Source organism: Butyrivibrio sp. AD3002 (assembly GCF_000420905.1).
Classification (GTDB): Bacteria; Bacillota; Clostridia; order Lachnospirales; family Lachnospiraceae; genus Butyrivibrio.
Genome location: NZ_ATVV01000009.1, coordinates 1 through 24788, shown reverse-complemented (window position 1 = coordinate 24788; position 24788 = coordinate 1). Strand labels below are relative to the sequence as shown.

General features: G+C 42.0%; 24 protein-coding genes. All 24 read left to right on the top strand.

Features of this window, described 5'->3' with window-relative positions:
* The first annotated feature begins 76 nt into the window (after window positions 1–76).
* Window positions 77–1261, top strand: a complete 1185-nt coding sequence (locus G596_RS24360) for a GNAT family N-acetyltransferase (RefSeq protein WP_022761294.1) — start codon at window positions 77–79, stop codon at window positions 1259–1261.
* A gap of 112 nt (window positions 1262–1373) precedes the next feature.
* On the top strand, window positions 1374–2045 hold the full coding sequence (locus G596_RS21420; RefSeq protein ID WP_022761293.1) for a helix-turn-helix domain-containing protein: 672 nt from the start codon (window positions 1374–1376) through the stop codon (window positions 2043–2045).
* A gap of 18 nt (window positions 2046–2063) precedes the next feature.
* Entirely contained in the window at window positions 2064–2744 is a 681-nt protein-coding gene (locus tag G596_RS0107865) for a nucleotidyltransferase domain-containing protein (RefSeq protein WP_022761292.1), read from the top strand.
* A 233-nt stretch (window positions 2745–2977) separates the two neighbouring features.
* Window positions 2978–3544: a TetR/AcrR family transcriptional regulator gene (locus G596_RS0107860; protein ID WP_022761291.1), complete on the top strand. Its 567-nt coding sequence runs from the start codon at window positions 2978–2980 to the stop codon at window positions 3542–3544.
* Window positions 3534–4340, top strand: a complete 807-nt coding sequence (locus G596_RS23650; RefSeq protein ID WP_022761290.1) for a CPBP family intramembrane glutamic endopeptidase — start codon at window positions 3534–3536, stop codon at window positions 4338–4340. Before G596_RS0107860 ends, G596_RS23650 begins: the two co-directional genes overlap by 11 nt.
* A gap of 71 nt (window positions 4341–4411) precedes the next feature.
* Entirely contained in the window at window positions 4412–4591 is a 180-nt protein-coding gene (locus G596_RS24355) for a hypothetical protein (protein ID WP_022761289.1), read from the top strand.
* Complete coding sequence (locus G596_RS0107845) at window positions 4588–5304, top strand: flavodoxin family protein (protein ID WP_022761288.1); 717 nt, start codon at window positions 4588–4590, stop codon at window positions 5302–5304. The genes G596_RS24355 and G596_RS0107845 overlap by 4 nt, the downstream gene beginning before the upstream one ends.
* 33 nt (window positions 5305–5337) lie before the next feature.
* Window positions 5338–6348 carry a hypothetical protein gene (locus G596_RS0107840; protein ID WP_022761287.1) on the top strand — a complete coding sequence of 337 codons (1011 nt, stop codon included), beginning with the start codon at window positions 5338–5340 and terminating at the stop codon, window positions 6346–6348.
* Between the two features lie 426 nt (window positions 6349–6774).
* Window positions 6775–8673 (top strand): endonuclease MutS2, encoded by a 1899-nt coding sequence (locus G596_RS0107830; protein ID WP_022761285.1) that lies wholly within the window; start codon window positions 6775–6777, stop codon window positions 8671–8673.
* A 108-nt stretch (window positions 8674–8781) separates the two neighbouring features.
* On the top strand, window positions 8782–9156 hold the full coding sequence (locus G596_RS0107825) for a GntR family transcriptional regulator (RefSeq protein ID WP_022761284.1): 375 nt from the start codon (window positions 8782–8784) through the stop codon (window positions 9154–9156).
* Window positions 9156–10001: an ABC transporter ATP-binding protein gene (locus G596_RS0107820; protein WP_022761283.1), complete on the top strand. Its 846-nt coding sequence runs from the start codon at window positions 9156–9158 to the stop codon at window positions 9999–10001. The genes G596_RS0107825 and G596_RS0107820 overlap by 1 nt, the downstream gene beginning before the upstream one ends.
* A gap of 1 nt (window position 10002) precedes the next feature.
* Window positions 10003–10653: an ABC-2 transporter permease gene (locus G596_RS0107815; protein ID WP_022761282.1), complete on the top strand. Its 651-nt coding sequence runs from the start codon at window positions 10003–10005 to the stop codon at window positions 10651–10653.
* 197 nt (window positions 10654–10850) lie between these two features.
* On the top strand, window positions 10851–11531 hold the full coding sequence (locus G596_RS21410; protein WP_022761281.1) for an ABC transporter ATP-binding protein: 681 nt from the start codon (window positions 10851–10853) through the stop codon (window positions 11529–11531).
* A 2-nt stretch (window positions 11532–11533) separates the two neighbouring features.
* Window positions 11534–12289, top strand: a complete 756-nt coding sequence (locus tag G596_RS0107805) for a hypothetical protein (protein ID WP_022761280.1) — start codon at window positions 11534–11536, stop codon at window positions 12287–12289.
* Between the two features lies 1 nt (window position 12290).
* On the top strand, window positions 12291–13187 hold the full coding sequence (locus G596_RS0107800; RefSeq protein ID WP_022761279.1) for a hypothetical protein: 897 nt from the start codon (window positions 12291–12293) through the stop codon (window positions 13185–13187).
* A 69-nt stretch (window positions 13188–13256) separates the two neighbouring features.
* Window positions 13257–13943 (top strand): response regulator transcription factor, encoded by a 687-nt coding sequence (locus G596_RS0107795; protein WP_022761278.1) that lies wholly within the window; start codon window positions 13257–13259, stop codon window positions 13941–13943.
* Window positions 13944–13951: 8 nt separating this feature from the next.
* Window positions 13952–15370, top strand: coding sequence for a HAMP domain-containing sensor histidine kinase (locus G596_RS0107790; protein WP_022761277.1), 1419 nt, complete (start codon window positions 13952–13954; stop codon window positions 15368–15370).
* Window positions 15371–15452: 82 nt separating this feature from the next.
* Window positions 15453–17300 (top strand): cache domain-containing sensor histidine kinase, encoded by a 1848-nt coding sequence (locus tag G596_RS21405; RefSeq protein ID WP_022761276.1) that lies wholly within the window; start codon window positions 15453–15455, stop codon window positions 17298–17300.
* 13 nt (window positions 17301–17313) lie between these two features.
* Complete coding sequence (locus tag G596_RS0107780) at window positions 17314–18924, top strand: response regulator transcription factor (protein ID WP_022761275.1); 1611 nt, start codon at window positions 17314–17316, stop codon at window positions 18922–18924.
* Between the two features lie 122 nt (window positions 18925–19046).
* A complete protein-coding gene (locus tag G596_RS0107775; protein ID WP_022761274.1) occupies window positions 19047–19499 on the top strand; it encodes a hypothetical protein in 453 nt (150 codons plus the stop codon).
* 136 nt (window positions 19500–19635) lie between these two features.
* Window positions 19636–20808 (top strand): sugar ABC transporter substrate-binding protein, encoded by a 1173-nt coding sequence (locus G596_RS0107770; RefSeq protein WP_026671242.1) that lies wholly within the window; start codon window positions 19636–19638, stop codon window positions 20806–20808.
* Between the two features lie 116 nt (window positions 20809–20924).
* Window positions 20925–21872 carry an ABC transporter permease gene (locus G596_RS0107765; RefSeq protein ID WP_022761272.1) on the top strand — a complete coding sequence of 316 codons (948 nt, stop codon included), beginning with the start codon at window positions 20925–20927 and terminating at the stop codon, window positions 21870–21872.
* A 10-nt stretch (window positions 21873–21882) separates the two neighbouring features.
* Complete coding sequence (locus tag G596_RS0107760) at window positions 21883–23379, top strand: sugar ABC transporter ATP-binding protein (protein ID WP_022761271.1); 1497 nt, start codon at window positions 21883–21885, stop codon at window positions 23377–23379.
* Window positions 23380–23399: 20 nt separating this feature from the next.
* Window positions 23400–24353, top strand: a complete 954-nt coding sequence (locus tag G596_RS0107755; protein ID WP_022761270.1) for an ABC transporter permease — start codon at window positions 23400–23402, stop codon at window positions 24351–24353.
* The last annotated feature ends 435 nt before the right edge of the window (window positions 24354–24788 follow it).

Here is a 24788-nt window from a genome sequence, read left to right as displayed (position 1 = left end):
AAGAATTCAAATGATAGGATAAAATAAGATATATAGTAATGGAAATCGAGTTTTCAATACTTTTGGGAGCATTCTGATGATGGTTACAAAGAAAGAATTAAAAGAATCACTTTTAGCGCTTGGAGTTACGAAGGGAATGACTTTGGAAGTGCATTCTTCACTCAGTAGTTTTGGTGAACTTGAGGGTGGTGCAGAAACCGTGATAGACACATTAAAAGATATAGTTACAGAAGAGGGCAGTCTTTTCATGCCTGCACTTCGTCTTAGTAAAGAACTTCCTCTTTCAGATGATGACAGGAAGATGGGAGTTACAGTTAAGATAAAGGTGCTTCCATCAGATGCAGACAGAACGGCAATGGGAATCGTTGCAGACACATTCAGAAAACTTCCTGATACCTACACAGGCCAAGATACCATAAGCACATCAGGCTGGGGAAAGCATGGAAAAGAAGCGGTGACAAGTGGACTTGATTATCCAATCCACAATGGAGGTAAGGCACTTTTACTTGGTGTCGATATTTATAAACTTACTGCAATGCATTATGTGGAAGGTATCACACCGGAGGATATAAACAAGCAGTTTGAGCCAAGTGAAGAGATTAACCGAAAATATCCTCCGGAAGAGTGGTTTATGGAAGCCGGACACCCTCCTGTAAAGGCATGGTACAAGATTCAGGATATGGCCTATGAAAAAGGACTCATAAAAGAAATGTCAATAGGCAAGTGCAAGGTGATGTTTTTCGATATCTGGTCTGTGGTTTCATTGTATGAAAATGAGTTAAAACGTGATCCCTATGGGCTTTGGGGGATGAAACCTGGATTGGAATTCAGACAGCTAACCATTTCAGATTTGCCGTCTTTGCTTGAATTATACCAGCAACTGGATGAAGACGATAAACAGTGCGCTTTTGAGCAAAGCGAAATGGTCTGGAAGGAAATAGAAGAGAATCCAAATATTCAATATTTTGGTGCAATTGATAATGGTAAAGTTGTTTCTACATGTTATGCCGTTTACATTCCGAACCTAACTCGTGGAAATAGAGGCATTTGCTTCATCGAAAATGTGGTGACAGATAAAGAGTATAGAAATTGCGGATTGGCTTCAAAAGTCATAGATATGGCTGTTGCCTTTGCCAAGGATCAGCACTGCTATAAAGCTATACTTCAGAGCGGAATAGCCCGTACTGGAGCACATCGGTTTTACGAAAATAAAGGCTTTAATGGAGCATCAAAAAAGGCTTTTGATATGCGCCTGGAATAGCATATCCTGCAATTACTCTTGTATTTGAAGATAATCCATCCGACTCTACTCTCCGTAGGTACCTTACTTTTTGGTGCTGATATACAATCTGTGTATGGAGGTGAGAACGAATATGAACCAATATGTTACAGGCGCAGTTATTAAGGAACTGCGGGAAAAGAACAAAATGACACAGAGCGAGCTGGCGGAAAAGCTGGGAGTGAGCGATAAAAGCGTGTCAAAATGGGAAACTGCCAAGGGCTTTCCGGACATTACTCTTTTGGAGCCGATTGCAGAGTCATTCAGCATTTCGGTGACGGAGCTGATATCAGGCAATACTATTCATAATGCGAATGTATCCGCAAATATGCTGAGGTCAAAGTTTTATGTCTGCCCGGTCTGCGGGAATGTGATACACAGCATGGGTGAGGCGGCAATCCATTGCCATGGGATCCAGCTTATACCCTTAGAGGCAGAACCTTCAGATGAACAGCACATGGTTTTTGTCGAGCGCGTGGAGGATGAGTATTATGTGCGGATTGATCACAGCATGACGAAGGAGCATTACATTTCGTTTGTGGCGGCGGCGTCATCCGATGATATGCAGATGGTGAAGCTCTACCCGGAAGGGAACGCTGAAGCAAGATTTAAGATCAGGGGAGTCAGAAGAATCTTCTTTTACTGCAACCGGGACGGTCTGTTTTCGATTGATCCGGTAAAGGGTATCGATGACAGGGAAAGCGGATATGAGGATTCGCAGGAACGCAGAGAACTGGAAAAGGTAGCGGATATGCTGTTTGGATAGGAGGTTTTAGACTTTCAGATGAATAATCTAGTGGACATAAAAGATTATACGCAAAGATTAACAGAAGAATTAAAAATGAAGTTTGGCAAAAGGCTTTTATATGTTGGGCTTCAGGGAAGTTATCTTAGAGGCGAAGCTACACCTGAGAGTGATATTGATATTATGCTTGTATTCGATGAAGTACATGCCGAAGATTTGAACTCTTATCGTCAGATATTGTTAGATCTTGGAGAATATGAGCGAGCATGCGGATTTGTATGTGGAAGGGACGAATTATTAAATTGGTTTCCTGAAGAAATCTGTCATATACTTCATACCACTTCGGATATATATGGCAAACTTAAGTGTATAGTGCCAAATTACAGTAAAAAGGATGTGGCGGACTATATCAAGATGAGTGTCGGAAATTTATATCATATGCTTTGTCACAGACGTATTCATTCTGAAATGGAAAAGAACGTTAATAAACTGCCCTTAGTTAAAAGAGACATTTTCTTTATTCTTCAGAATCTTTATTATCTGGAAGATAACAACTTTATTGAGACAAAATCTGAGGTGGCATCTATGGTTAAAGGAATTGATCTTCAGGTTTGGGAATGTTTTTTGGAAGATGTTACTTATGAGAACATAGATCAGAAATTAGATTTGCTATTGGATTGGTGTAAAGATGTTTTGAAAAGAACATCGGGATACAAATAAAATTCCAGTATAATCTTACAATAATACTTGCTTGGACTTTTTCAAAGAAATAATCGTTTCTTAGGCACATTTCAGAAGGCTCGGTACATTGTACCGGGTCTTTTTGCGTGTCGAAAGTGGTTCATTTCTTTTTGCCCTGTAAAGATAGTTGGTTTGACAGTATTAATACTCTGTGCTAATCTATAGGCTAATAGAATTAGCTTATAAGCTAATTCTATTAGCAAGGAGAAAAAATGTCCAGAAAACAGGAAATTATTGAAGTGTGTGTTGAAATGATAGACAAAGATGGTTTTCAGAATCTTTCTATAAAAACTATTGCTGATAGATTAGGCATAAAGCCGCCATCTTTGTATAAGCATTTTCAAGGCGGTTTGGATGAAATAAAAGAGGCAATCATAATATATGGTTGGAACAATATTGATATAAAGATTGCTAAATCAGCGGTAGGGAAATCACGGGAAGATGGATTAAAAGCAATGTGTTATTCGCTTCGTGAATTCGCTCATGATCATCCCGGAGTTTTTGAGGCAATATGCTGGCACAATTCATATACATCTGAACTGAACCATGAAATTACAAAAGGGGTTATATCATCATTGTATTCTATTTTAGATTCTCTTGAGTTTGGTGAAGTCAATAAAATGCATGTGCTACGAAGCCTGCGAGGCTTTGTGGAAGGATTTTCGATGCTGGAATTACATGGTAGTTTTGGAGATGAAATTTCTTTGGATGAAAGTTTTGCATATGGCGTAGATGCGTTGATTTCAGGGATTATGAAAGGACAAGAAAATGTGGGTTGATGAAAAAAAGAAAGCCCCAATAATAGATTATCTTGGTTGGATATTATTTTTAAGTGTATTTTTTGAATTACTAATGCTGATACTTGAGCCAGCCTCAATAAATAATGCGGAAACAGGAAAACTGTCTTTTTCATATGTGATGTATGCAGCTATAGGAATTCTTTTTACAACACCGGGACCGGTGATAGCTCTGTTTATCCTACTTAGGAAAGAAGAAAAAATCACAGTAAAAGAATTTATAAAACGTTTTTTGTATACGCCAAAGAAAATAAAAACAGTTTTGATCACTGGCTTGTTTTGCCTGTGCGCGTTATTATTTGCTATATTTTGCGGTGAACTAAACGGTTCTCCATTGTACATGATGCCGCTGGGGTTTCTTATTATGCTGCCGTTTGTTGGATTTGCGGAGGAAACAGGCTGGCGTGGCTTTTTGCAGCCCATGCTGGAAAAAAGATTTCCTTTTCCGGTTGCAACTACTATTGTGGCGGTGATTTGGTGTGTATGGCATTTTCCGATATGGTTACAGCCAACTTCCAACCACTATGGCGATAGCATGATTGGTTTTGCTATAAACATATTTGTATGGGCTTTTGTAGCTGCTGCGATTTATAAATCAACGAAGAGCGTCCTGGCATGTGCCATTTATCATTCTTTTATAAATTCCATAGGCGCAATTTACGATTGGAATAAACTATTTGATTCTTACCCGAATTCAAATACAGCGTATATATACTTTGGAATTATTTTTATAGCTGCTTTGGTGATTTGGTATAAGGAAGATAGAGAGGCAAAATAAGAGAGTATATGACCATATTAAAACAGTTGAAGACATATACAGTAATCCGGAAAAATACAAGGATGTAGAGCTTGACTATTTTTTACGCGCCGATATATATGCTTCTGACCATATGCGATCGAGAACCAGAGCGTGAGGAAGAGGCACTTAAGACGATGGAAGCACACATCCGGCAGTTCAACAAACTGTACGCAAGAGATGAAAAACCAAGTCAGGATAACAAGAAGAGATCGCGGAGAAATACAAAATGAAGATTACAGTGATAAACGGAACCGAAAAACACGGTGTTACATACAGAATGAAGGAAATATTTTTAGAGCAGTTCAGAGACGATTCAGAGATTACGGAATACTATCTTCCCAAAGATGGTCCAGGGTTCTGCACGGGGTGTACTGCATGTTTCAGGAATAATCAGAATCTCTGCAAGGACGCTGAAAAGGTGCAGAAGATAGAGAAGTCTTTGCTTGAAGCGGATTTGCTGGTTTTTGCATCACCGGCATATGTTTTCCATACAACCGGCGCAATGAAGGCTATGCTTGACCATTTCGGTTATCGGTGGATGCCTCACCGCCCGGCAAAGGAAATGTTCGGAAAGCGTGCGGTGATAATCACACAGTGCCTGGGAGCGGGTGGACGATCCACAGCAAAGGATATTAAGGACAGTCTTTCCTGGTGGGGCATTTCTACCATCAAAGTCGTAAGTTTCAAACTGATGTCTGAAATTGACTGGGACAAGATCGGGGACAAGAGTAAAGCATCCTTCAAAAAGAAGCTAAGCAGTGTTGCAAAAAAATTCCATGTCATTGATTATAATAAACCGGGTAATACAAATGTTATAGTGAAAGCAAAGTTCTATATAGTAAGGATGCTGCAAACGAGCCTCGGTAAAAAGAATCCCGAATACACCGACTTTAAATACTGGAATGAGAACGGCTGGATCGGTAAAGTAAGACCATGGAAATAGATTAAATTATATTAAATGTTGGAGGAAATAAAAATGAGTAACAAAGAGGAGTATGAAAAGATACTGGAGATAGTTGATGTGAGCCAGTATTCCGGGGAGAAGGAGTTTGTTGATAACTGCGCAACTAAGTTTAAAAATGTCAGGAATGCATTTTATATAGTTCTTTTTACTGAACTGTTTTATCTGATGATAAAGGATATTTTTATAGATGAAAACATTTTCCTGTCACTGATTATTCTTTCGCTGACTTTAGTAGTTATTCTTTCGTATCTTAAGCAAAGAAAAATTCTTTATAGAGAGCTTAATACGTACCTTTTCAGGGAATGTTACCCGGATAAGGGGTTATCCCGCTATGTGAATTTTATTCCAATGATGCTGAAAAAGCAGATACTTTGGAGCAAGGTTCACTATAATATGGGCATTGGCCTTTACTACTTGGGAGATATTACAAGGACATCAAAAATGCTGAGCCTTATGCAGGACTCATGTACCACCGCAAACGATATGATTCTGGCTCTTTATTTAAAGCAGCTTATTGCTCTGTATTACATGGATATGGATGAGGTTATAGGCTGTGCTAATGATGCGAGAATTCTGCATCCAAAGGCATCTCAGGCAAGCTATGTTCAAAAGGCTTATTCTGATATTCAGACCTATGGAGATTACGCGAATTATTATATAAATCATGATATGGAGCATATATATCAGCTCTTTGGAAGCGCGTATGAAAGACCGCTTGATGAAGTAAAAAGACATTTTTATCTGTATAAGGCAGCAAAAGAATGTAATGATCTTCAGAATATAAATACATTCAGCGGATTTGTAAGTGCTAATGCGGGAACTACCTGGTATGGCAGTGCAATAACAGATGGATTTGTACCTGTTGTAAAACCGGACAACTATCCGGCATTTATTGCTGATCAGGACCGATTGAATAATCCCAGTAAAATTGATAATAGTAGGAAAAAGTACATACTTCTTGGCGTTGTTGCTGTACTGATTATGTATCTTATTTCCTATACTATTAAAACTTTTAATTTGTAGGACTGTATGTTGACATACAGGTTTTAGAGTAATATATTCGAATCAGAGCATAAAATGTGCTTAACCATAATATAAAAAAGAGGAGCTTTATGTTAAGCGTGGTGAACTAATTTCATTGCAATACGGCCTCGTGATATTGCAATGAGCAAAAGATTCAATGAATCAATATTTGTGAGTCTGTGGTGAAAACTACCGGCTTATTAGATTACGCTTAATAATATTATGGGAAAGAGCCGCATTTTATGAGGTCATTTTTTGATATGTTTATTTATGAACCATGATATCTTTGGCGCAAGATATCATGGTTTTTTGTCGTTTAGGAGGAAAAGTGCAGGAAGGTTTTATGCAGATATTTGAACAGCACCTAGGTGTTTAGGAATCTGCTTGAATGATGAGAGGTTACCGTGAGGGTGACCGGAGGGAAAAATGAATACACAAACACAAATTGAATTCGATAAGATTAAAAATATGTGGGCAGAGCTCACAAGTACAGATTATGCAAAGGAAAAGATAAGAGAGGCTGACATTATACTAAATGAAAGGGAGCTTAGAAAGGAACTTCAGGATACCACGGATAGCCGAAAACTGATAGAAAAGCTGGGAAATCCTCCGGTGCAAAATGTCACTGAGATAAGAGAGATTCTAACGATAGCTGACACAGGGAGTAGCCTTACACCCTATCAGCTTGAGAGAGTTGAAAAGGTTCTTGTTGCAGTAGAGAGGATGATGGACTATCTGTCACGCGGTAAACAGTATGAAAATTCACTTGCATATTATGATGAAAATTTAAATCCACTTTATGAGTTAAAAGATGAAATCTGCAGACAGATAAGAAATGAAGAGGTGGATGACAGGGCAACAAAAGAACTTTATGAGATCAGGAATCGCATAACAACCATGGAAGAATCCATGAAGCAGAAGGCTGAGCAGATCATCAGGAAGAACAAGACATACATGGCGGATTCCTACTACACAATGAGAAACGGCAGAGTATGCGTTCCGGTGAAGAAAGAATGTAAAGCTAAGATACCGGGAAGTGTGATTGATAAATCTGCGACCGGAAATACGCTCTTTGTTGAGCCCGTAGGTCTGTCGAAGTGTTACGAGGAACTGGAACTTCTTCGTATAGATGAGGAGAACGAGGTTTACAAGATACTGTATATCCTTACGGCGATGGTGTCGGATGTTGCTCCGATAATGGAAGAAAACATCAAGATGATGGAGAAGCTTGATTACGTTTTTTCGAAGGGGAAGCTAAGCATTGATCTTGATTGCATCAAACCTGCCATAAATCTTGAAAGGCGCATAAAACTTGTAAAAGCAAGGCATCCGCTAATGGATAAGGAAGAAAATATCCCGCTGGATTTTTCACTTGGAGATGAAGGCGTAAACGGAATTGTGATAACAGGTCCCAACACCGGTGGAAAGACAGTTGCCATCAAAACTGTCATGCTGAGCTGCTACATGGCTCAGTGCGGACTTCATGTACCGTGTAAAGCAGCAGATATCTGCATGAACAGCAATTATTTGTCGGACATTGGAGACGGTCAGAATCTTTCCGAAAACCTGTCGACTTTTTCGGCTCATATTAAAAATGTTCTTGATATACTCGGAAATGTAAATCAGGAAAGCCTTGTAATCATGGACGAGCTTGGTTCTGGAACAGATCCTGCAGAGGGAATGGGAATTGCTGTTGCGATATTGGAGGAGCTTAGAAAGAGCGGCGCGAACTTCCTTGTGACAACGCATTATCCCGAGATCAAGGAGTACGCCTCAAGGGCTGAGCATATTGTGAATGCGAGGATGGTGTTTGATAAGGAGACGCTTCGCCCGACCTATGAGATGATAATCGGAGAAGCCGGAGAGAGCTGCGCATTTTATATTGCAGAGAGGCTCGGTATGCCTGAAGAAATGCTGAGGGTTGCAGCCAAGGCCGCATATGGCAAGGACTATGAGTTTTCGGGTAAAAAGAATGCAATAAGAAAACGAGGCACCGGAAAAATCGTCAAGGCAAAGAGAATACATTCCACCGCAGAGCTGGAACAGAAATTCAGTATTGGCGACAGCGTTATGATATATCCCGACAAGAAGATTGGTATTGTATGCGAGCCCATAAATAAAAAGGGAATTCTTAGGGTACAGCTGCCAAACAAGAAAATATACATAAATCACAAGAGAGTAAAAATGCATGTAAAGGCAGAGGAACTTTACCCTGAAGATTACGATTTTTCAATTATCTTCGATACCGTGGCGAATCGAAAAGCCAGGCATGAAATGAGCAGGAAGCTCACGGATAAAGTCATAGTTTATGATGAAAACAGTTGACATAATACAGACGCAAACACTCTCTTGATAAAAAATTATAAGTATAACAGTATATAACAGTTGACAACAGTTATATACTGTTATATGCTGTTTATGGAGGATGGTGATATGCATATCATTTTAAATAACACCTCGATGGTGCCAATATACGAACAGCTTGTGAATCAGGTGAAGAATGAAATAATAAGCGGCGAACTTGCGGAGGATGAAGCACTTCCTTCTGTCAGGGCATTATCAGGAGAGCTTAGGATAAGTGCTTTAACTGTAAAAAAAGCCTATGACAGGCTGGAAGAAGAAGGTTTTGTCGTAACGGTTCACGGCAAAGGAACCTACGTCGCTGCAACTGATAAGTCTCTTGCCATGGAGGCGAGAAGGAAGACAGTGGAGGATGACTTTGCGGCAGCAGTGCAGAAGGCAAGCGCGGTTGGACTTACCAAAGAGGATATTCTTGAGATCGTACAGATCATATTGGAGGAAAACTGATGGTTAAAGTTGATAATCTTGTTAAAAACTACGGCAGTTTTAGGCTGGATGTTTCAATGGAAATACCGGACGGAACAGTTACCGGGATTGTTGGGAAAAACGGCGCAGGAAAAAGTACCACGATAAAGTCAATTCTCGGACTCGTAAAGCCTGACGGCGGACTTGTCACGATAAACGGTAAAGAGGCATCGAAGCTTACCGCGAAAGATAAAGAAGAGATAGGAGTTGCTCTGTCTGACTCAGGGTTTAGCACATTCCTTACAGTTAAGGATATAACAGTTATCATGAAAAAGATGTACCCTTCATTTAATGAAGAAGTTTTCAAGAAAAACTGTTCGTCCCAGAGACTTCCCTTTGATAAGGCAATCAAGGAATTTTCAACAGGTATGAGAGCAAAGCTCCGAGTGCTTATAGCAATGAGTCATAATGCACGGATTCTTATCATGGACGAGCCCACAGCTGGTCTTGATGTTGAAGCGAGAAATGATATCCTTGACCTTCTCAGAGAGTATCTTGTTGAGGACGAAAAGCGCTCAATACTTATCACATCCCACATATCATCAGATCTTGAGGGACTTTGTGATGATATCTATCTGATCCACGATGGCAAGGTTATCCTGCATGAGGATACGGATGCGATACTTGGTAATTACGGAGTTCTCAAGGTGAACGAAGCCACCTATGAGAAACTCGACAAGAGTTATATTCTCAGCACGAAAAAGGATCACTTCGGATACGCCTGCTTTACAAATGAGAAACAGTTTTATGCGGAAAACAACCCTAATATAGTCATTGAAAACAGCGACATAGACGATCTGATATTGATGATGACAGGAGGCAACTAAAATGCGTGGACTCATAGAAAAAGATCTTAGACTGACACTGGTTAGAAAACAAACACTTATAATATTTTTGGTAATGGCGGTTGTCATGGGATTATCCAATAATGGTGCATTTCTTATCGCATACCTTACGATGCTTGCATTGATAGTTGGAACAGGAAGCATAAGCTATGATGAGTATGACAACGGCTTTCCTTTCTTAATGACTCTTCCCTTTGACAGGAAAACATATGTGAGAGAGAAGTATGTGTTTAGCCTGATTGCTGCTGTTGCTGCATGGTGCTTTGGAGCATTGGTATTTGCTGTTATGGATATGGTTAGAAACAACGGTGCGGGTTTATCCGATATTCCAATGATGACTGCAGTCATACCCTCCATGTATCTTGCAACTGCGATAATAGTTCCGCTGCAGCTTAAATTCGGTGCTGAAAAAAGCAGAATCGCACTCTTTGTCATTTTTGGAATTGTCGCAGTGCTGGCAATCGGCTCAAGTTCATTTCTGGCTGATTCCGTCAACCCGTTTGTGAGTGTGATAAACATACTTCATGATCTTCCGGGAGCGGTTACAATCCTTATTCTGGTCGCAGTTTGCGTCATCGTTACAACCATATCCTATCTGTGCAGTGTGCGAATCATGGAGAATAAAGAATTCTGAGTCTAAGTCTGGTAGTGAAATTTTACAGGAAAAATTAGAAATTGTTTAAAAGGAGATGTTCATTATATTGGACATCTCTTTTTTTGCGCGAATACATTTTTCCGGGAATGAAAAATCTTTAGGAAATCTTTAGGTTGGCTTTAAGGAGACTTTTATTTGTCCTGTTACTATATGAACTGTAAGGAGGAGCAAGACAGATGAACGACATAATGGTTTTGAAAAATGTAAAAAAGACATATAAGGAGATGACGGCAGTAAATGACTTGTCACTGAATATTAAAAAAGGCGAGGTGTTTGCACTACTTGGAGCAAACGGAGCAGGTAAGACCACCACAATAAAAATGATACTGGGACTTGCAAAGGCAAGCTCAGGAGATATAGAGATTGAGAGTGGAGCGAAGATTGGCTATTCACCGGAGACACCGTATTTTCCCGAATATCTGACAGCAATGGAAGTGATGAAATATTACGCGGGAATAGAAGGTGACAAATCCAAAAAAGATACAGCATATCTTAAAGGCCTTTTGGAACTTACAGGACTATCGGATAACAAGATTAAGGTAAAGAACTATTCAAAAGGTATGATCCAGAGACTGGCACTTGCACAGGCACTGATCTCTGATCCGGACATCCTGATTCTTGATGAACCCACAGCTGGACTTGATGCACTTGGAAGAAAACATAATCTTGAACTTCTGAAAAGACTTAAGGAAGAGGGAAAGACAGTTATTATCAACTCCCACATACTGCATGATATAGAGGCTGTTTGTGACAGAGGCGTGATCATGAAAAAAGGAAAAGTGATAGATACCTGGACCAAAGGCGAAAGCGAAGAGAGACTTGAAGATAAATTTGTGAGACTTGTAGGAGAGGAATAATCATGGAAATCGTAGTTAACGTAATAAGAGAGAAAATCCGCAAAAAGATGTTATATGTGACAATGGCACTGGGAATTATTGTGGTAGCTGTTTTTTCAACAGATATGGGTAGCCTCACTATCGGAGGAAAAAGTATAAAGGATTATCATGTGCTTCTTCCCATACTTATAAACGTTCTGAATTTCCTTAATGGTGCGATAGCTCTTGCAATCTCATGTTCAACAATTCCACAGGAGTATGAGAGAAGAACAAGTCATCTGATTTGGTCAAGAGGAATCAGCCAGAGCAGATATCACATGTGCCTTGCGGCAGGAAATATAGTAGTGTCCTGGATCTCAGGAATCATATTATATGCGACACTCGGAGTATTCGCTGTAGTAAACGGATATTCAAATATCCTTGGAAGAATAGCGATGGCAACGGTTTTCATGATGATCTATTCGGCTTGTATCTGCATGCTCACATCGGCGCTTTCAATCAGGATACCCACACTTTTTACAGGAACGATAATGGTAATCATTCTGGTCTTCGGAGCACTTAGAGATGCACTTAAGCTTTTGACCGCAACACTTACGGGAGTCGGCGGAGCAGTAATAAAGAGAGCGGTAATGCTCATTCCGGATCTTGCCGGCATCAGTAATCAGGCAGGCAATCTGGTTCAGGAAAAACCTTTAAATATTCATGTGATCATAATGGCATTTTTAGTGATCTGGGCAGCAGGACTTCTGGTAATGATCTTGAGAAGAGAGGAAGCATAAGATGATGAAAAAAGCGGGATTTGTAATATATATGTTGGTTGGAGCAACTCTGATGGTTTCGGGGTTTGCAACAACCGAGAGGGGACTTAAGGAAAATAACAGGGAAATGCTCTATAAGGTTGCTGAGGATTATGAAGAGCTTGGTGACATGGGTTTCAAGGGTTTTTGCCCACTGGATTATAAAGTGGCATTTTCGGATTCTGAGAAGGATGTTGTCGTAAGCTATGACGGCGGCGAGTGCAACTATACCAAGAGAGATGCTGTTTACGGAGGACTTGTCGGAAGTATATATCAGGACGGCGATGAGTTTGAAGTGGTTGTTCCCGAATATGATACCTGGATAACACTTGAAGCTGTAAATAATGAGCCCCTTTCCGCTGTTATCTGGCATGAAGGCTTCCATGCATATCAGAATTCCTATCATAAGTTGTACGAAAAGACTACGCAGAATGTACTCTCCGAAACAGAGCTTTCAGAGATTGCTGATTCGGACAATGAGGCAAAGAGATTGTTTTCAAAGGAGATGGAGGTATTAAGCCGCATATTTACTGATGAAAACAGTGGCGATGTAAACGAAATTGCGATAGAATATAGCAAAATAGCTAAGGAGAGGAGGGGACTTCTTAGTGAGCAGGTGAACGGCTCTGAGGATTTTTATTTAATGATGGAAGGCTCCGCATATTATGTGGAATCACTGGCTGTGAGATACGAGAACGGCGAGGAGACATACCAAAAGGAATACCTTGGTACAGCGTCGAAATACGTGGACGGAAACGCAAAATACTATCGTCTCGGAATGCTTGAATGTATGCTTCTTGATAAGCTGGATCCTGAGTGGAAAAACTCCTACAGCTTTGACAGAACATTCGAAGAAGTGATTGATGATTATATCAGCTGAATCCATACTGAGAGAGGGGAAAAGAATCATACATCAGAGCTCAAGATAATACAGGGAACGGAGGAAGGTATGGAATACACAGTACTTGGGGCAGACGATGAAGTAGAAATACTTAATTCGCTGGAATTGTTTTTGAGCAAAGAGGGGATAAGACTTCTCAAGGCCGATAACGGAATATCGGCCTTGGAGTTGTATAAAAAAGAAAAGCCGCACATGGTGCTGCTTGATGTTATGATGCCGGGGCTTGACGGATTCTCAGTTCTTAGAAAGATACGTGAGATAAGTCATGTTCCGGTTATTATGCTTACGGCAAAGACGGAGGATTATGATAAGATTCTCGGGCTTGAGCTTGGGGCGGATGATTATATTTCAAAGCCCTTCAATCCCATGGAAGTTGTTGCGAGAATCAAGGCGCAGCTGCGCAGAAACTATGACTACCATGAGAAATTTGACAAGGTGTATAAAGCTTTCGGAATAGAACTTAACACCGATGCAAAGTCTGTAACAACGGGAGGGGAGAGTATAGCTCTTACCGGTACAGAGTACAAAATCTTAGAACTTCTGATGCCTCATCCGGGGCATATTTTCACCAAACAGCAGATATCAGAGTATGTGTGGGAAAGTGACTACGCTGCTGATGACAGCACTATTATGGTGCATATAAGTAATCTTCGAAATAAGCTTAAGAAAGCAGATAAAGAAGCTGCAATGATTAAGGCAGTCAAGGGACTTGGCTACAAATTCGAGAAAGAATAAATCCTGTTATGAAGAAAAAGAGAGTAAAGAAGAAAAGCATTTTTTCAAGGCTTGTAAAAAGTTATGTTCTGTTTCTTGTTGTGACTATCGTGCTGTATCTCACTTTGACTTTGGCAATAGTGATGTATCTGGGTAATGGGAGTCTTTCGAATGCTTCACCGCAGACGGTTGTGAAATACGATGGAACAATCAACGACACCGAAGTTTTGGAACACAGCGGAGGATGGGTTGAGGAACTTGACGAAAGCGGTAACGTAGTCGATGTTGTGGGAGAAAAGAAAACAGATAAGTACACCTACAATATCGAGGAGCTTGCGTATTTGGTCGACATGGGATATGTGGCATCCAGCGGCAACGGAGTTATCATAAGTCAGCATGAGGCTACCGACAAAAAGATATATTCGGCATGTGCCAGATATGTGGGAGATCCTAAGCGCGTTTTTTTGGTTTTTTACCCCACCGATATGGTGACCTACAGAGTTACATATATGCTTACAAACGAAAACGGAAACAGATACCTCGTATTTCTGCTGGTTTTTGCTGCGCTTTTCGTTGTTGAAATTGTAGGCATCAGTTTGTATCTGAAAAGGCACATTGAAATGCCGCTTAAGTTCCTTATGCAGGGAATGGATGAGGTGAGTGAGGGAAAAAGAGATGTGGTCATAGACTACATTACTGATAAGGAATTTGAGGACATCAGGGACAGATTCAACAGCATGGCGGAAAAGCTGAAGGAGAGTGAAGATAAAAGACATCAGGTGGAGCAGAGCAGAAATTTGATGCTGCTTGAACTTGCTCATGATATAAAAAATCCTATCGCTTCCATAAATGGGAGTATCTGTGCGCTTGAGGAGGGCCTTGTCCCCGAAGAGAAAGTAAATGATTATTACAAGACTATCGAGATGAAGGCAGAAAGAATAAGGACTCTTACCGAAGATATAAACACCAGTCTTAAGATGGAGAGTGACGAGTATAAGCTGAATCTGGAGAAGGCGGATGTATGCGAGCTTGTACGCAGAATCTGCGCAGAGTTTTATGAGGATATCACAGCTGCAGGAAAGGAATTTGATATAGATATATCAGAGGAGTCGCTTTTTGCAGAGGTGGATACGCAGCTCCTCGGAAGGGCGATTAATAATCTCCTAAGTAATGCCAACAAGTATAATGAGACCGGAAATAACATCGCAGTCAAAGTGTTCGATGATTCAGGCAGAATAACGATTGAAGTCTCGGATGATGGCGAAGCTATAGCGGAGGATTTTGCCGCGAGAATGTTCGAGTCCTTTGCAAGAGGAGATAAGACCAGGAAAACCGATGGGGGAACGGGACTTGGTTTGGCAATTTCCCGCAAGATAGTTGAAAAGCACGGGGGGACTCTCAAATATAAACGAAGTGATGAAAAAAACTGCTTTATTATTGTCCTATAAAAATATAATTATCAATTCTGTGTGTAGTATGTTATTATCTTTTTCAAAGTAGGTATGGTTATTGTTTTAGGGGACAATGGGTATGATAAAAGGGAAGTGGACTATGCGCCAGGCCATTTTAGGGCTGGTTACCTTGTGTACGCTTTTTGCGATAATTACGCAGACGGTGGTGTTTGAAGTTATTTCGAGGCAGCAGATTAGGGGAGAGAGCCTTTTAAATAACAATGAGACGCTTCAGCGCATAGAGGCGGAGTTAAATTCTTATATTCACGATGTTTCTGTCAAAATGCAGACCATTTACAATGAGACTGATATGGTCTACGACATGAGAAATTCCGGTAAAAATCACAAATCTAAAGGTGATCATTATTTTGATGCCTGGCATCTTTCGGAGAGACGCTTCGATTCGGAAGACCAGCTTCTTGCCATGTATATATATGATAACCGCAATAATCTGATAAGTTCTTTCAGAAAACAGCCTTATAATTACCCACAAGATCTTTATAATACAGAGCAATATGTTAATGTTGCTCACCTTAAAAGCTATCTCAAATCTGACGACTATGCGCTGATGTTGTCGGGATATCACAATGAGGAGGCCGATCAGGATGTACTTCGTTTTGTGCTAAAGCTTCATACCTATGATGATGACAGATCGCAGTTCGGGTATCTGGTGTGCGATTTCAATACGCAGAATGTTGAAGATATCATGAGTAAATACATATCGTCGAGAGATGTGTATGTCTGGCTTCAGCCAAGGGGAGATTCTCCGATAGCACAAGTGGGTAATACCACGAAGGAGGAGAGCAAGATATTTTCCGACCTGACAAAAATAGTTGCAACTTCAATAAATGAGTTTCCACAGTTTGAAAATGAATACGGCTCTTTTTATTTAAACAGCAGAAATTCCGAAAAATATAATCTGCACATTATCATGCTGACTCCGCAGTCGCTGATGATGCATACCCAGAGTGCACTTGCGAGGACGCTGATAGTAATTGCGATTTTCATCATTCTGGTAACTCTGATTCTGGGAACCAGGATTTCCGGATTTATATATACGCCGGTGGAACAGTTAAGTAAAACAATCATTAAGATTAAAAACGGTGATACGGATCTTAGGGCCAAAACTGATGGCTGGAGTGAAGAGCTCAAGGTCATGGGTGATGAGTTCAATGATATGCTTGATCAGATAAGCCGCATGGTTCAGGAGGAAACCGAAGCAAAGGTGCTGATGGAGAGGACGCAGTACAAGGTGCTTCAGGCACAGGTTAATCCGCATTTTTTATACAATACACTGGATACCATGAGCGGAATTGCGGCGTCTCAGGACTGTACATTGGTGAGCGGACTATGCCAGTCGCTTTCCGCGATTTTCAGATACAGTCTTGATATCTCGGATACACAGTCGACGTTGCAGCAGGAGATGGCACATGTCAGAAACTATCTGTATGTAATGGATGTCAGAAACGGCAATTCCATCAAGTATATTTATAAGATTGATTCGGATACTCTGGAGGACAATATTCCGAGGATTACGCTGCAGCCTATTGTTGAGAACGCGCTTCAGCATGGTCTTAGGAATACGAGGAGGAAGGATAAGGAGCTTATTATTTCCGCAAGACATGAGGGTGATAAGCTGGTGATTGTTATCGAAGATAATGGCGCGGGAATGGATGCCGATGCTATGAATAAACAGCTTGATGAGGCAGATATAAGCAGGATTGAGATGGGGCGTTCAATCGGTGTCATGAATGTGAATGCGCGTGTGAAAAATGTGTATGGTGATGGGTATGGAATTCATTACGAGAGCAGTCCGGAGACGGGGACAAAGGCTGTGATCGTACTGCCTGTGGTCAAAGCAAGGAAGGAAGAGAAGCTTCAATTATCTGCAATTGAGCAGGCAAGACTGGCACTTGGCAGTGAATAAGGGGAGGTAATATATGGGAGCAAAATACAAGGTGTTGTCGGCGGACGATGAACTTTGGAGCCGCGAGAATATTAGAAGAATGCTGTCGTGGGAGGATTATTCCATCGACTTTCTTGAGCCTGCCTGCGACGGGGAGGAGGTCCTTGAAAGGATTCCGCAGGAGAAACCGGATATAGTCATTACGGATATCAATATGCCCTTTATAAGTGGACTGGAGCTTCTTAATAAGATTCACACAGAATATCCTGATATTATAACGCTCGCAGTCAGCGGTTATGATGACTTCCAGAAGGTGAAGGGTGTTTTCATGGCGGGTGGAATCGACTATCTGCTTAAGCCTGTGGGGAGAGAACAACTGGTAGGCTCTCTTAGTAAGGCGCTGAAAACTCTGGAGGAGAGGGAGGCCGAGAAGGCTTCGAAGGAAGATAACCGTCTCAGGGAAAATTATATTTCGTCCTTTTTTGAGGATGATGAGTTTTCCTCGCTATTAAATGGTAAGCTCTTCAGACCGGGGAAAGAGTCCCATGTGCCAAGTACCAGAGTGTTCTCGGAGATATCCACGATTCTTGTGAAGTTCCATGATGTGGAGATTTTGAAGCAAAATTACAATAAGGACGTCCTTAGGATGTCCTATGATATCAAGGAGAGACTACGCGAACTGATCGACGTGGAAGGTTCGATCGTCTTCCAGTATACGGATAAGGTGAATGAATTTATTATCGAGTTAAATGCTACACCTGCAAGGCTCCGGCTTATAGCAGACCGCATCTACGCTGCTTTTCCGATAGAAAAACAGGGACCTGTCACTATCGTACTTCATGCTCAGGCAAGTTCTCTTGATGATATTGCGACAGTGTACAGGGAGATGATCGCTGAGCTTGTTTCGAGGCCCTTTGGACGAAGGCACAGCATCATCGCATGCAACGGGATAAGGAGAAAATCAAAGCTGCAGGATAGATTTACTGACAGACTGGAAGCTCAGATTGCGGCGTGTCTTGAGAATAATGATATATCTAAAGCGAGAAGCCTTATCATGGAGACCGCAGGGCTGGAGAAGTGCGACAGTGAAGAGTGGAGCTTATTTGAGGTTACCCAGTTTACAACAAGAATGATAAATATTATAGCTGAGGCGGATAAAACCAGTAACAGCCGGACATATGAAGAGGTTCAGGATGCAATCAACTATGGACTGAGGTCGCTGAATAAAGATATCATTCTGGACAATATCGAACTGGCACTTAGAATCGGAGCAGGTTCGGGGGCTGCTTCAAATGCGGGAAGTTCGGAGAACTCCACGATAAGTGAGCAGGTTGAGAGCGTTCGTGATTACATCGCGGAGCACTACATGGATCATCTGACCTTGTCGGATTTGGCGCAGCAATTTTATGTGGAGCCGAGTTACCTTTCGAAGAAGTTTTCACAAAAATACAATGAGACCATTACGGCATGTATCACCAGGTGTCGCATGGAAAAGGCAAAGGAACTTATGGAGGATGAGAATAATAAGCTGGAGGTTATTTCCTTTAAGGTCGGTTATGATGACTATAACTATTTCAGCAGAGTGTTCAGAAGGTGTGAGAAAAAAAGTCCGACAGAGTATCGAAACAGTATTTCAAAAAAGTGATAGTGAGTTTTTCTAAATTGTGCTAATTGTCACAAAGTCATAATTGCTAATATAAACTTCGAGGACAGGGAATTAACAAACCTGTTCGCGAAGTTTTTTGTTTTGGGGAGGAGGATAATCCGGTGTTCTACCATAGAAAAATCACAGCAATAATCGCTGCAGCTGCGCTGAGTGCAGCACTCCTTGTAACAGGATGCGGCGAGAGCAGACAGGCGAAGATAGATACCAATGACGGAGTAACTAATATTCTTGATTACGTGACCGTGGACTTCAGTGGGAAAAATGGCGAAGGTACAGCCTATGTAAACGTTGACTACGACGGAATCGAAACCGAGATGGTCGGCGGTGAAGAGAAGATAAAAGAGATGAATGAGGTTGATGATCTGGCGGAGCTGACAAAGTACATCAATGCGGTTTCTTCAATTTCATTCAGCATAGATAAGAATAAGGAGCTGTCAAACGGAGATCAGGTAGTTGTGTCGGTATCTTATGACAACACCGCGGCCGAGGCAGCAGGTGTGGATTTCGGAACGCAGAAGAGTAAGACCTATGAGGTGAAGGGACTGAAACGATAAGCCCCTCATCCGGCGCTGCGCGCCACCTTCTCCCCGTGGGAGAAGGCAAGTGAATGGTAACAATTCCGGTTCGTGGATGGCTCGGATCGGTGAAACAATAATTTTTTTCAAAGGCAAAAAGGAGGGTTACAAATCTATGAAAAAGAGTATCAAGAGGTTGGGAGCACTGCTCATGACCGGTATCATGGCAGCATCTTTGATGACAGGCTGTGCTAACAGTGGCAGCGCAGGATCTTCGGGATCAGCATCCGCATCCGGATCTGACAAGATTAAGATCGGTGTTTCAATCTGGAGTTCCACAGACGTTCTTGGAAGCCAGTGTAAGAAAATCGTGGATAAGGCAGCTAAGGCTAACGGCGTAGAAGTTCAGTATGTTGACCAGGCTCACGTGTCCGAGCAGGTTACAGCATCTGTTGAGCAGCTCTGCGCAGCAGGATGCCAGGGAATCATCATTTGTAACTCGGCTGATTCCGAGATGACTTCAGCTATCAACACATGTACAGAGCACGGCGTTTATATCGCTCAGTTCTTCCGCATCATCTCTGAAGAGAACAGCCCTGAGGTTTATAAGACAGCTTGCAACTCCAAGTATTATGTAGGCGCAGTTCATGAAGATGAGGTAACAAACGGATATACACTTGTTAATCTCCTTCTTGAAAATGGCGACAGAACCATCGGACTTGAGGCATGGACAGTTGGTGATGCTACATTCCAGCTTAGATGGAAGGGCTATCAGCAGGCTATAGATGAGTGGAATTCAGCACACGCTGATGATCCCGCAACAATGACTGAGCCCGTATACGCAAACACATCTTCCGAAGAAGGTGCTGCAGCAGCTATGTCACTTTACAATTCAAATCCCGGTATGGACGCTCTTATCGTAGCGGGCGGCGGCGGAGATCCCCTTGTTGGTTCAATCGGCGCTTATGCTAACGAAGGTCTTACAGGCAAGATCGACGTTGTATCAACAGACTTCCTTGATGACCTCGCAGATCAGCTTAAGTCAGGCGGAATGTTTGCAGAGTCAGGCGGACACTTCTGTGATCCTCTTTTCGCATTCTATCTTGTACTTAACGCAGTTAAGGGTAACTACGTGAAAGAAGAAGGAACCTTCGGTTATGAGATACTCTTCCCTTATCTGTATGTATCATCACCCGATGATTATGCAAATTATGAGAAGTACTTTGTAAACGATGATCCTTACACAGATGATGAGCTTGCAGAGATGGCTAATTACAGCTTCGACGATCTCAACAAGGCAGCTTCCAATCTGTCAATTGACGACGTTATTTCCCGTCACAACAACTAATCCAGGTTAAAAGCTCTGCCGGATCTCCTGCCATCCAGGAGGTTCGGCGAGCATGACTGTATAGGGACTTTAAGAAATACAGATTTGAAAAGTATACCTCATCACGGGAGGAGTATATGAATAAGTTTCAGGAATTTAAGCAGAGCCACTGGTACGGACTGGTGCTTCTTGCTGTTTTGACATTTGTGTTCTGGGCGTTTTTCAAAATACTGGCGCCGCAGACCTTCGGAGATTTTGACAAATTACAGACATATTTGAAAACGGCTCTTTATTATGCGGTAGGTGGCTGCGGCCTCTACTTTATCTGCGTAATGGGACCTTTTGATATGAGCGTGGGTGCAAACATCGTGCTTTCATCGGTGCTTGCCGTAAATATGAGCGAACGTTTCGGATATGCGGGACTTCTCATTGCGCCGATTATAAGCGGTGTGCTGGTTGGCCTGCTTAACGGACTTGTATATATAAAACTCAGAATTTCGTCACTCATCGTAACCGCAGGACTTTCGCTGGTTTACGAGGCGTTGTCTATCTTTGCCACAAACGGAAAAGAGGCTATTCTGGCTCCGCAGTACAGAGCTTTCGGTGATTATCCGGGGAACCTCATTCTGGCCTTGGCGGCATTTTTCCTCTGCGGTTTTATTCTCAAATATACCAAGATCGGAACATACACCTATGCCATTGGATCCAACGAAGTTGTTGCAAAGAATATGGGTGTAAATGTAGATAAGTACAAGGTTGTAGCATTTGTGCTCTGCGGACTTTTCGTGGGAATCGAGGCTATCCTTACTATTTCCTACGGAACTTCAATGACAAGTGCATCCAATCTTGCTTCCATGAGCCGAAACTTCCCGCCTCTTATGGGAACGTTCTTCGGACTTGCTTTTAAAAAGTACGGACATCCGGTTATCGCCATTGTTATAGGTGAGTTCATAATTCAGCTGTTGTTCCAGGGATTCGTTGCTCTCGGAGCACCGACTACGGTACAGAATATCGTAACCGGTATTGTGCTGCTCGCGATCGTAACCATGACCATCAAGCCTGTTAAGGGCGTAGTAGTCAAGTAAGGAGGGAGACATGAGCGAAGTTATTTTACATGCCGAGAAAATCGATAAGAATTTCGGCGTTACTCACGCAATCGATCATGTGACTCTCGACTTTAGCAAGGGCGAGGTGCATGCACTGATCGGTGAAAACGGCTCCGGCAAATCAACCTTTACATCCTGTCTTACAGGTATTTATCACAAGGATACCGGAACCTTTACATTAAATGGAAAAGAAGTAAATGCTAAAAATCAGGTCGATGGTAATTATCAAGGTGTCGCAATTATTGTACAGGAGATTGGAACGCTTTCTGGACTTACCGTGGCTGAGAATATCTTCCTCGGAAAAGAGGATGAGTTTACGAAGTTCAAAGTAAAGAACACAAAGAGCATGAATAAAAAAGCTCAGTCACTTCTTGATTCCTACGGCTTCAGCTATATAAAGGCGACGGACATCATTGATAAATATAATTTCGAGGACAGGAAGCTGATAGAAATCGTAAAAGCTACACACTTTAAGCCGCAGGTTCTTGTGGTGGATGAGACCACAACGGCTCTTGGCGAGAAGGGAAGAAAAGAGCTCTTCAAAGTTATGAAGCAGACTAAGGATGACGGAAGATGCGTCATTTTCATCTCTCACGATCTTGATGAGGTTATTGAGCAGTCGGACAGTATCAGCGTACTAAGAGACGGTGTTCTTATTGATACCGTAAAAAGTGACAGTGTAACTACCGATGATCTGAAGAAGCTCATGGTAGGCCGAGAGATGAGTAACAACTACTACCGCACGGATTACAATGAGGAGATATCGGGTGAAGTGGTCCTTAAGGGTGAGCATCTGACTGTGCCGGGTGAGATCGAAGATTTTTCAATTGAGCTCCACAAGGGCGAGATTATCGGAATCGGCGGACTGTCGGAGTGCGGAATGCATGAAGTCGGAAAAGCTCTTTTCGGTGCTTCCTATGACAGAGAGGGAAGCGTAACTCTGTCTGATGGTACGCAGATAAATGATATCAAATCCGCCATCGACCACAGCATAGCTTATGCCTCGAAGGACAGGGACAACGAGTCACTTGTAATCAATGATACGATTCAGGATAACATCTGTCTGCCGTCCCTGGAGGACCTCAAGAAAAACCACATTCTTCACGCGAAGGACGAGAAGGCGTTTGCCGAGAAGTTTGCAAAACAGATGAGTACCAAGATGGAAGGTGTGCATCAGTTTATGTCGGCTCTTTCCGGAGGTAATAAGCAGAAAGTTGTATTGGCCAGATGGATTGGGAAAGACTCGGATATAATCATTCTCGATTCTCCCACACGAGGAATTGACGTCAAGGTTAAGGCTGATATCTATCAGATGATGGATAAGATGAGAAAGAACGGAAAGTCGATCATTATGATCTCGGAAGAAATATCGGAGCTTCTTGGTATGGCGGACCGTATCATCATCATGAAGGACGGACGAAAGAACGGTGAATTCAAACGATCCGAAGAACTTAAAGATACAGACCTTATTGCAAAGATGGTATAAGCTTCGGGATGGAGGAAGATATGGAGAATGAGAAAAAAATAAAGGTTCCCTTCATGGAGAGGCCGATAGTAAGAAATATAATGCCTTTTGCAGGTTTCATATTTATTGTGGTGTTGTTTGCGATTCTTACCGGCGGTCAGCTCTATACGGCAGGAAACTTAAAGCTTCTTTTGTCACAGTCATATGTGCTTCTTATAGCCTGCGTGGGAGTGTTCATGGTAATGACTATGGGCGGACTTGATTTCTCACAAGGCTCTATGCTCGGCATATGTTCTGTTGTAATTTGTTTTTTATCAAATATAAATATTGTGCTCGCGGTTATATGCGGAGTTATAACAGGTGGAATTATCGGTCTTGTAAACGGATTTTTTAACGTAAAGCGCAAGATCACATCTTTTATTGTTACTATCTGCAATATGTATCTGCTTCGCGGAATGGTGGCCTATGCTACGACCAAGAGCCCTGTTTACGGTGTGGCAAATATCACTTCCTATAATACTATCGGTTTTAATCTGGTGTTTACCGTACTGATACTTGTGGGTGCGTTTGTGGCATTCCAGTACACTGGTCTCGGCAACAGACTTAAGGCTATAGGCGCCGGCGAAACCGCAGCGAGATTTGCGGGAGTAAGAGTTGAGAAAACCAAGATGCTGGTATATATGGCAGCGGGTATGATAACAGGCCTTGCGGCATTTATAAACAGTATCAAGGTAGGCTCCGTTACATCAACGGCAGGTAACCAGCTGGAGACGCAGATCATGATAGCGCTGGTACTTGGCGGAATGCCTGTAAACGGTGGGGCCAAGGTTAAGTTTTATAACATAATCCTTGGAGCTCTTACCTACAAGATTCTGACAGCCGGACTTGTAATGCTCGGAATAGAGCCCAAAACACAGCAGCTCATAATGGGTATCGTATTCCTTGTAATGGTTGCGGTTTTTGCAGACAGAGAAACGGGAATGATAGTTAAGTGATGTTTTGTTAGGGGATAAGCGCTTCCGGAGGATTGGTCCGGAAGCGCTTTTTATAGCCCCTCATCCGCCCTTCGGGCACCTTGTCTACGCTCCGCTTCGGTCCGCGCTGAACCGACGGTCTACGTTCCACTCCGGTCGTTGCTAAGCACTCGTCCCCCGGACGAGTAGCAACCCCGGACGTCGAGCGCCCCCGAAGGGGGAAGGCAAAATAATTGGAATGGATATTTAAGGGCCCTGGTTATATAATAAGAAGATAGACTTGAAGGCGCTTCGGTTATTGCGAAGTGCACGGCACTAAGATTTGAGGGGTAAATGAAAAAATGAGTAACAAAAGAAAAGCCGGAAACATAGCAGGCATAATTCTTGCAATTACCTTTGGAATACTTGCATTTGTCTATATAGGATTTGCAGTATATTTTATGGGGCATTTTTCCT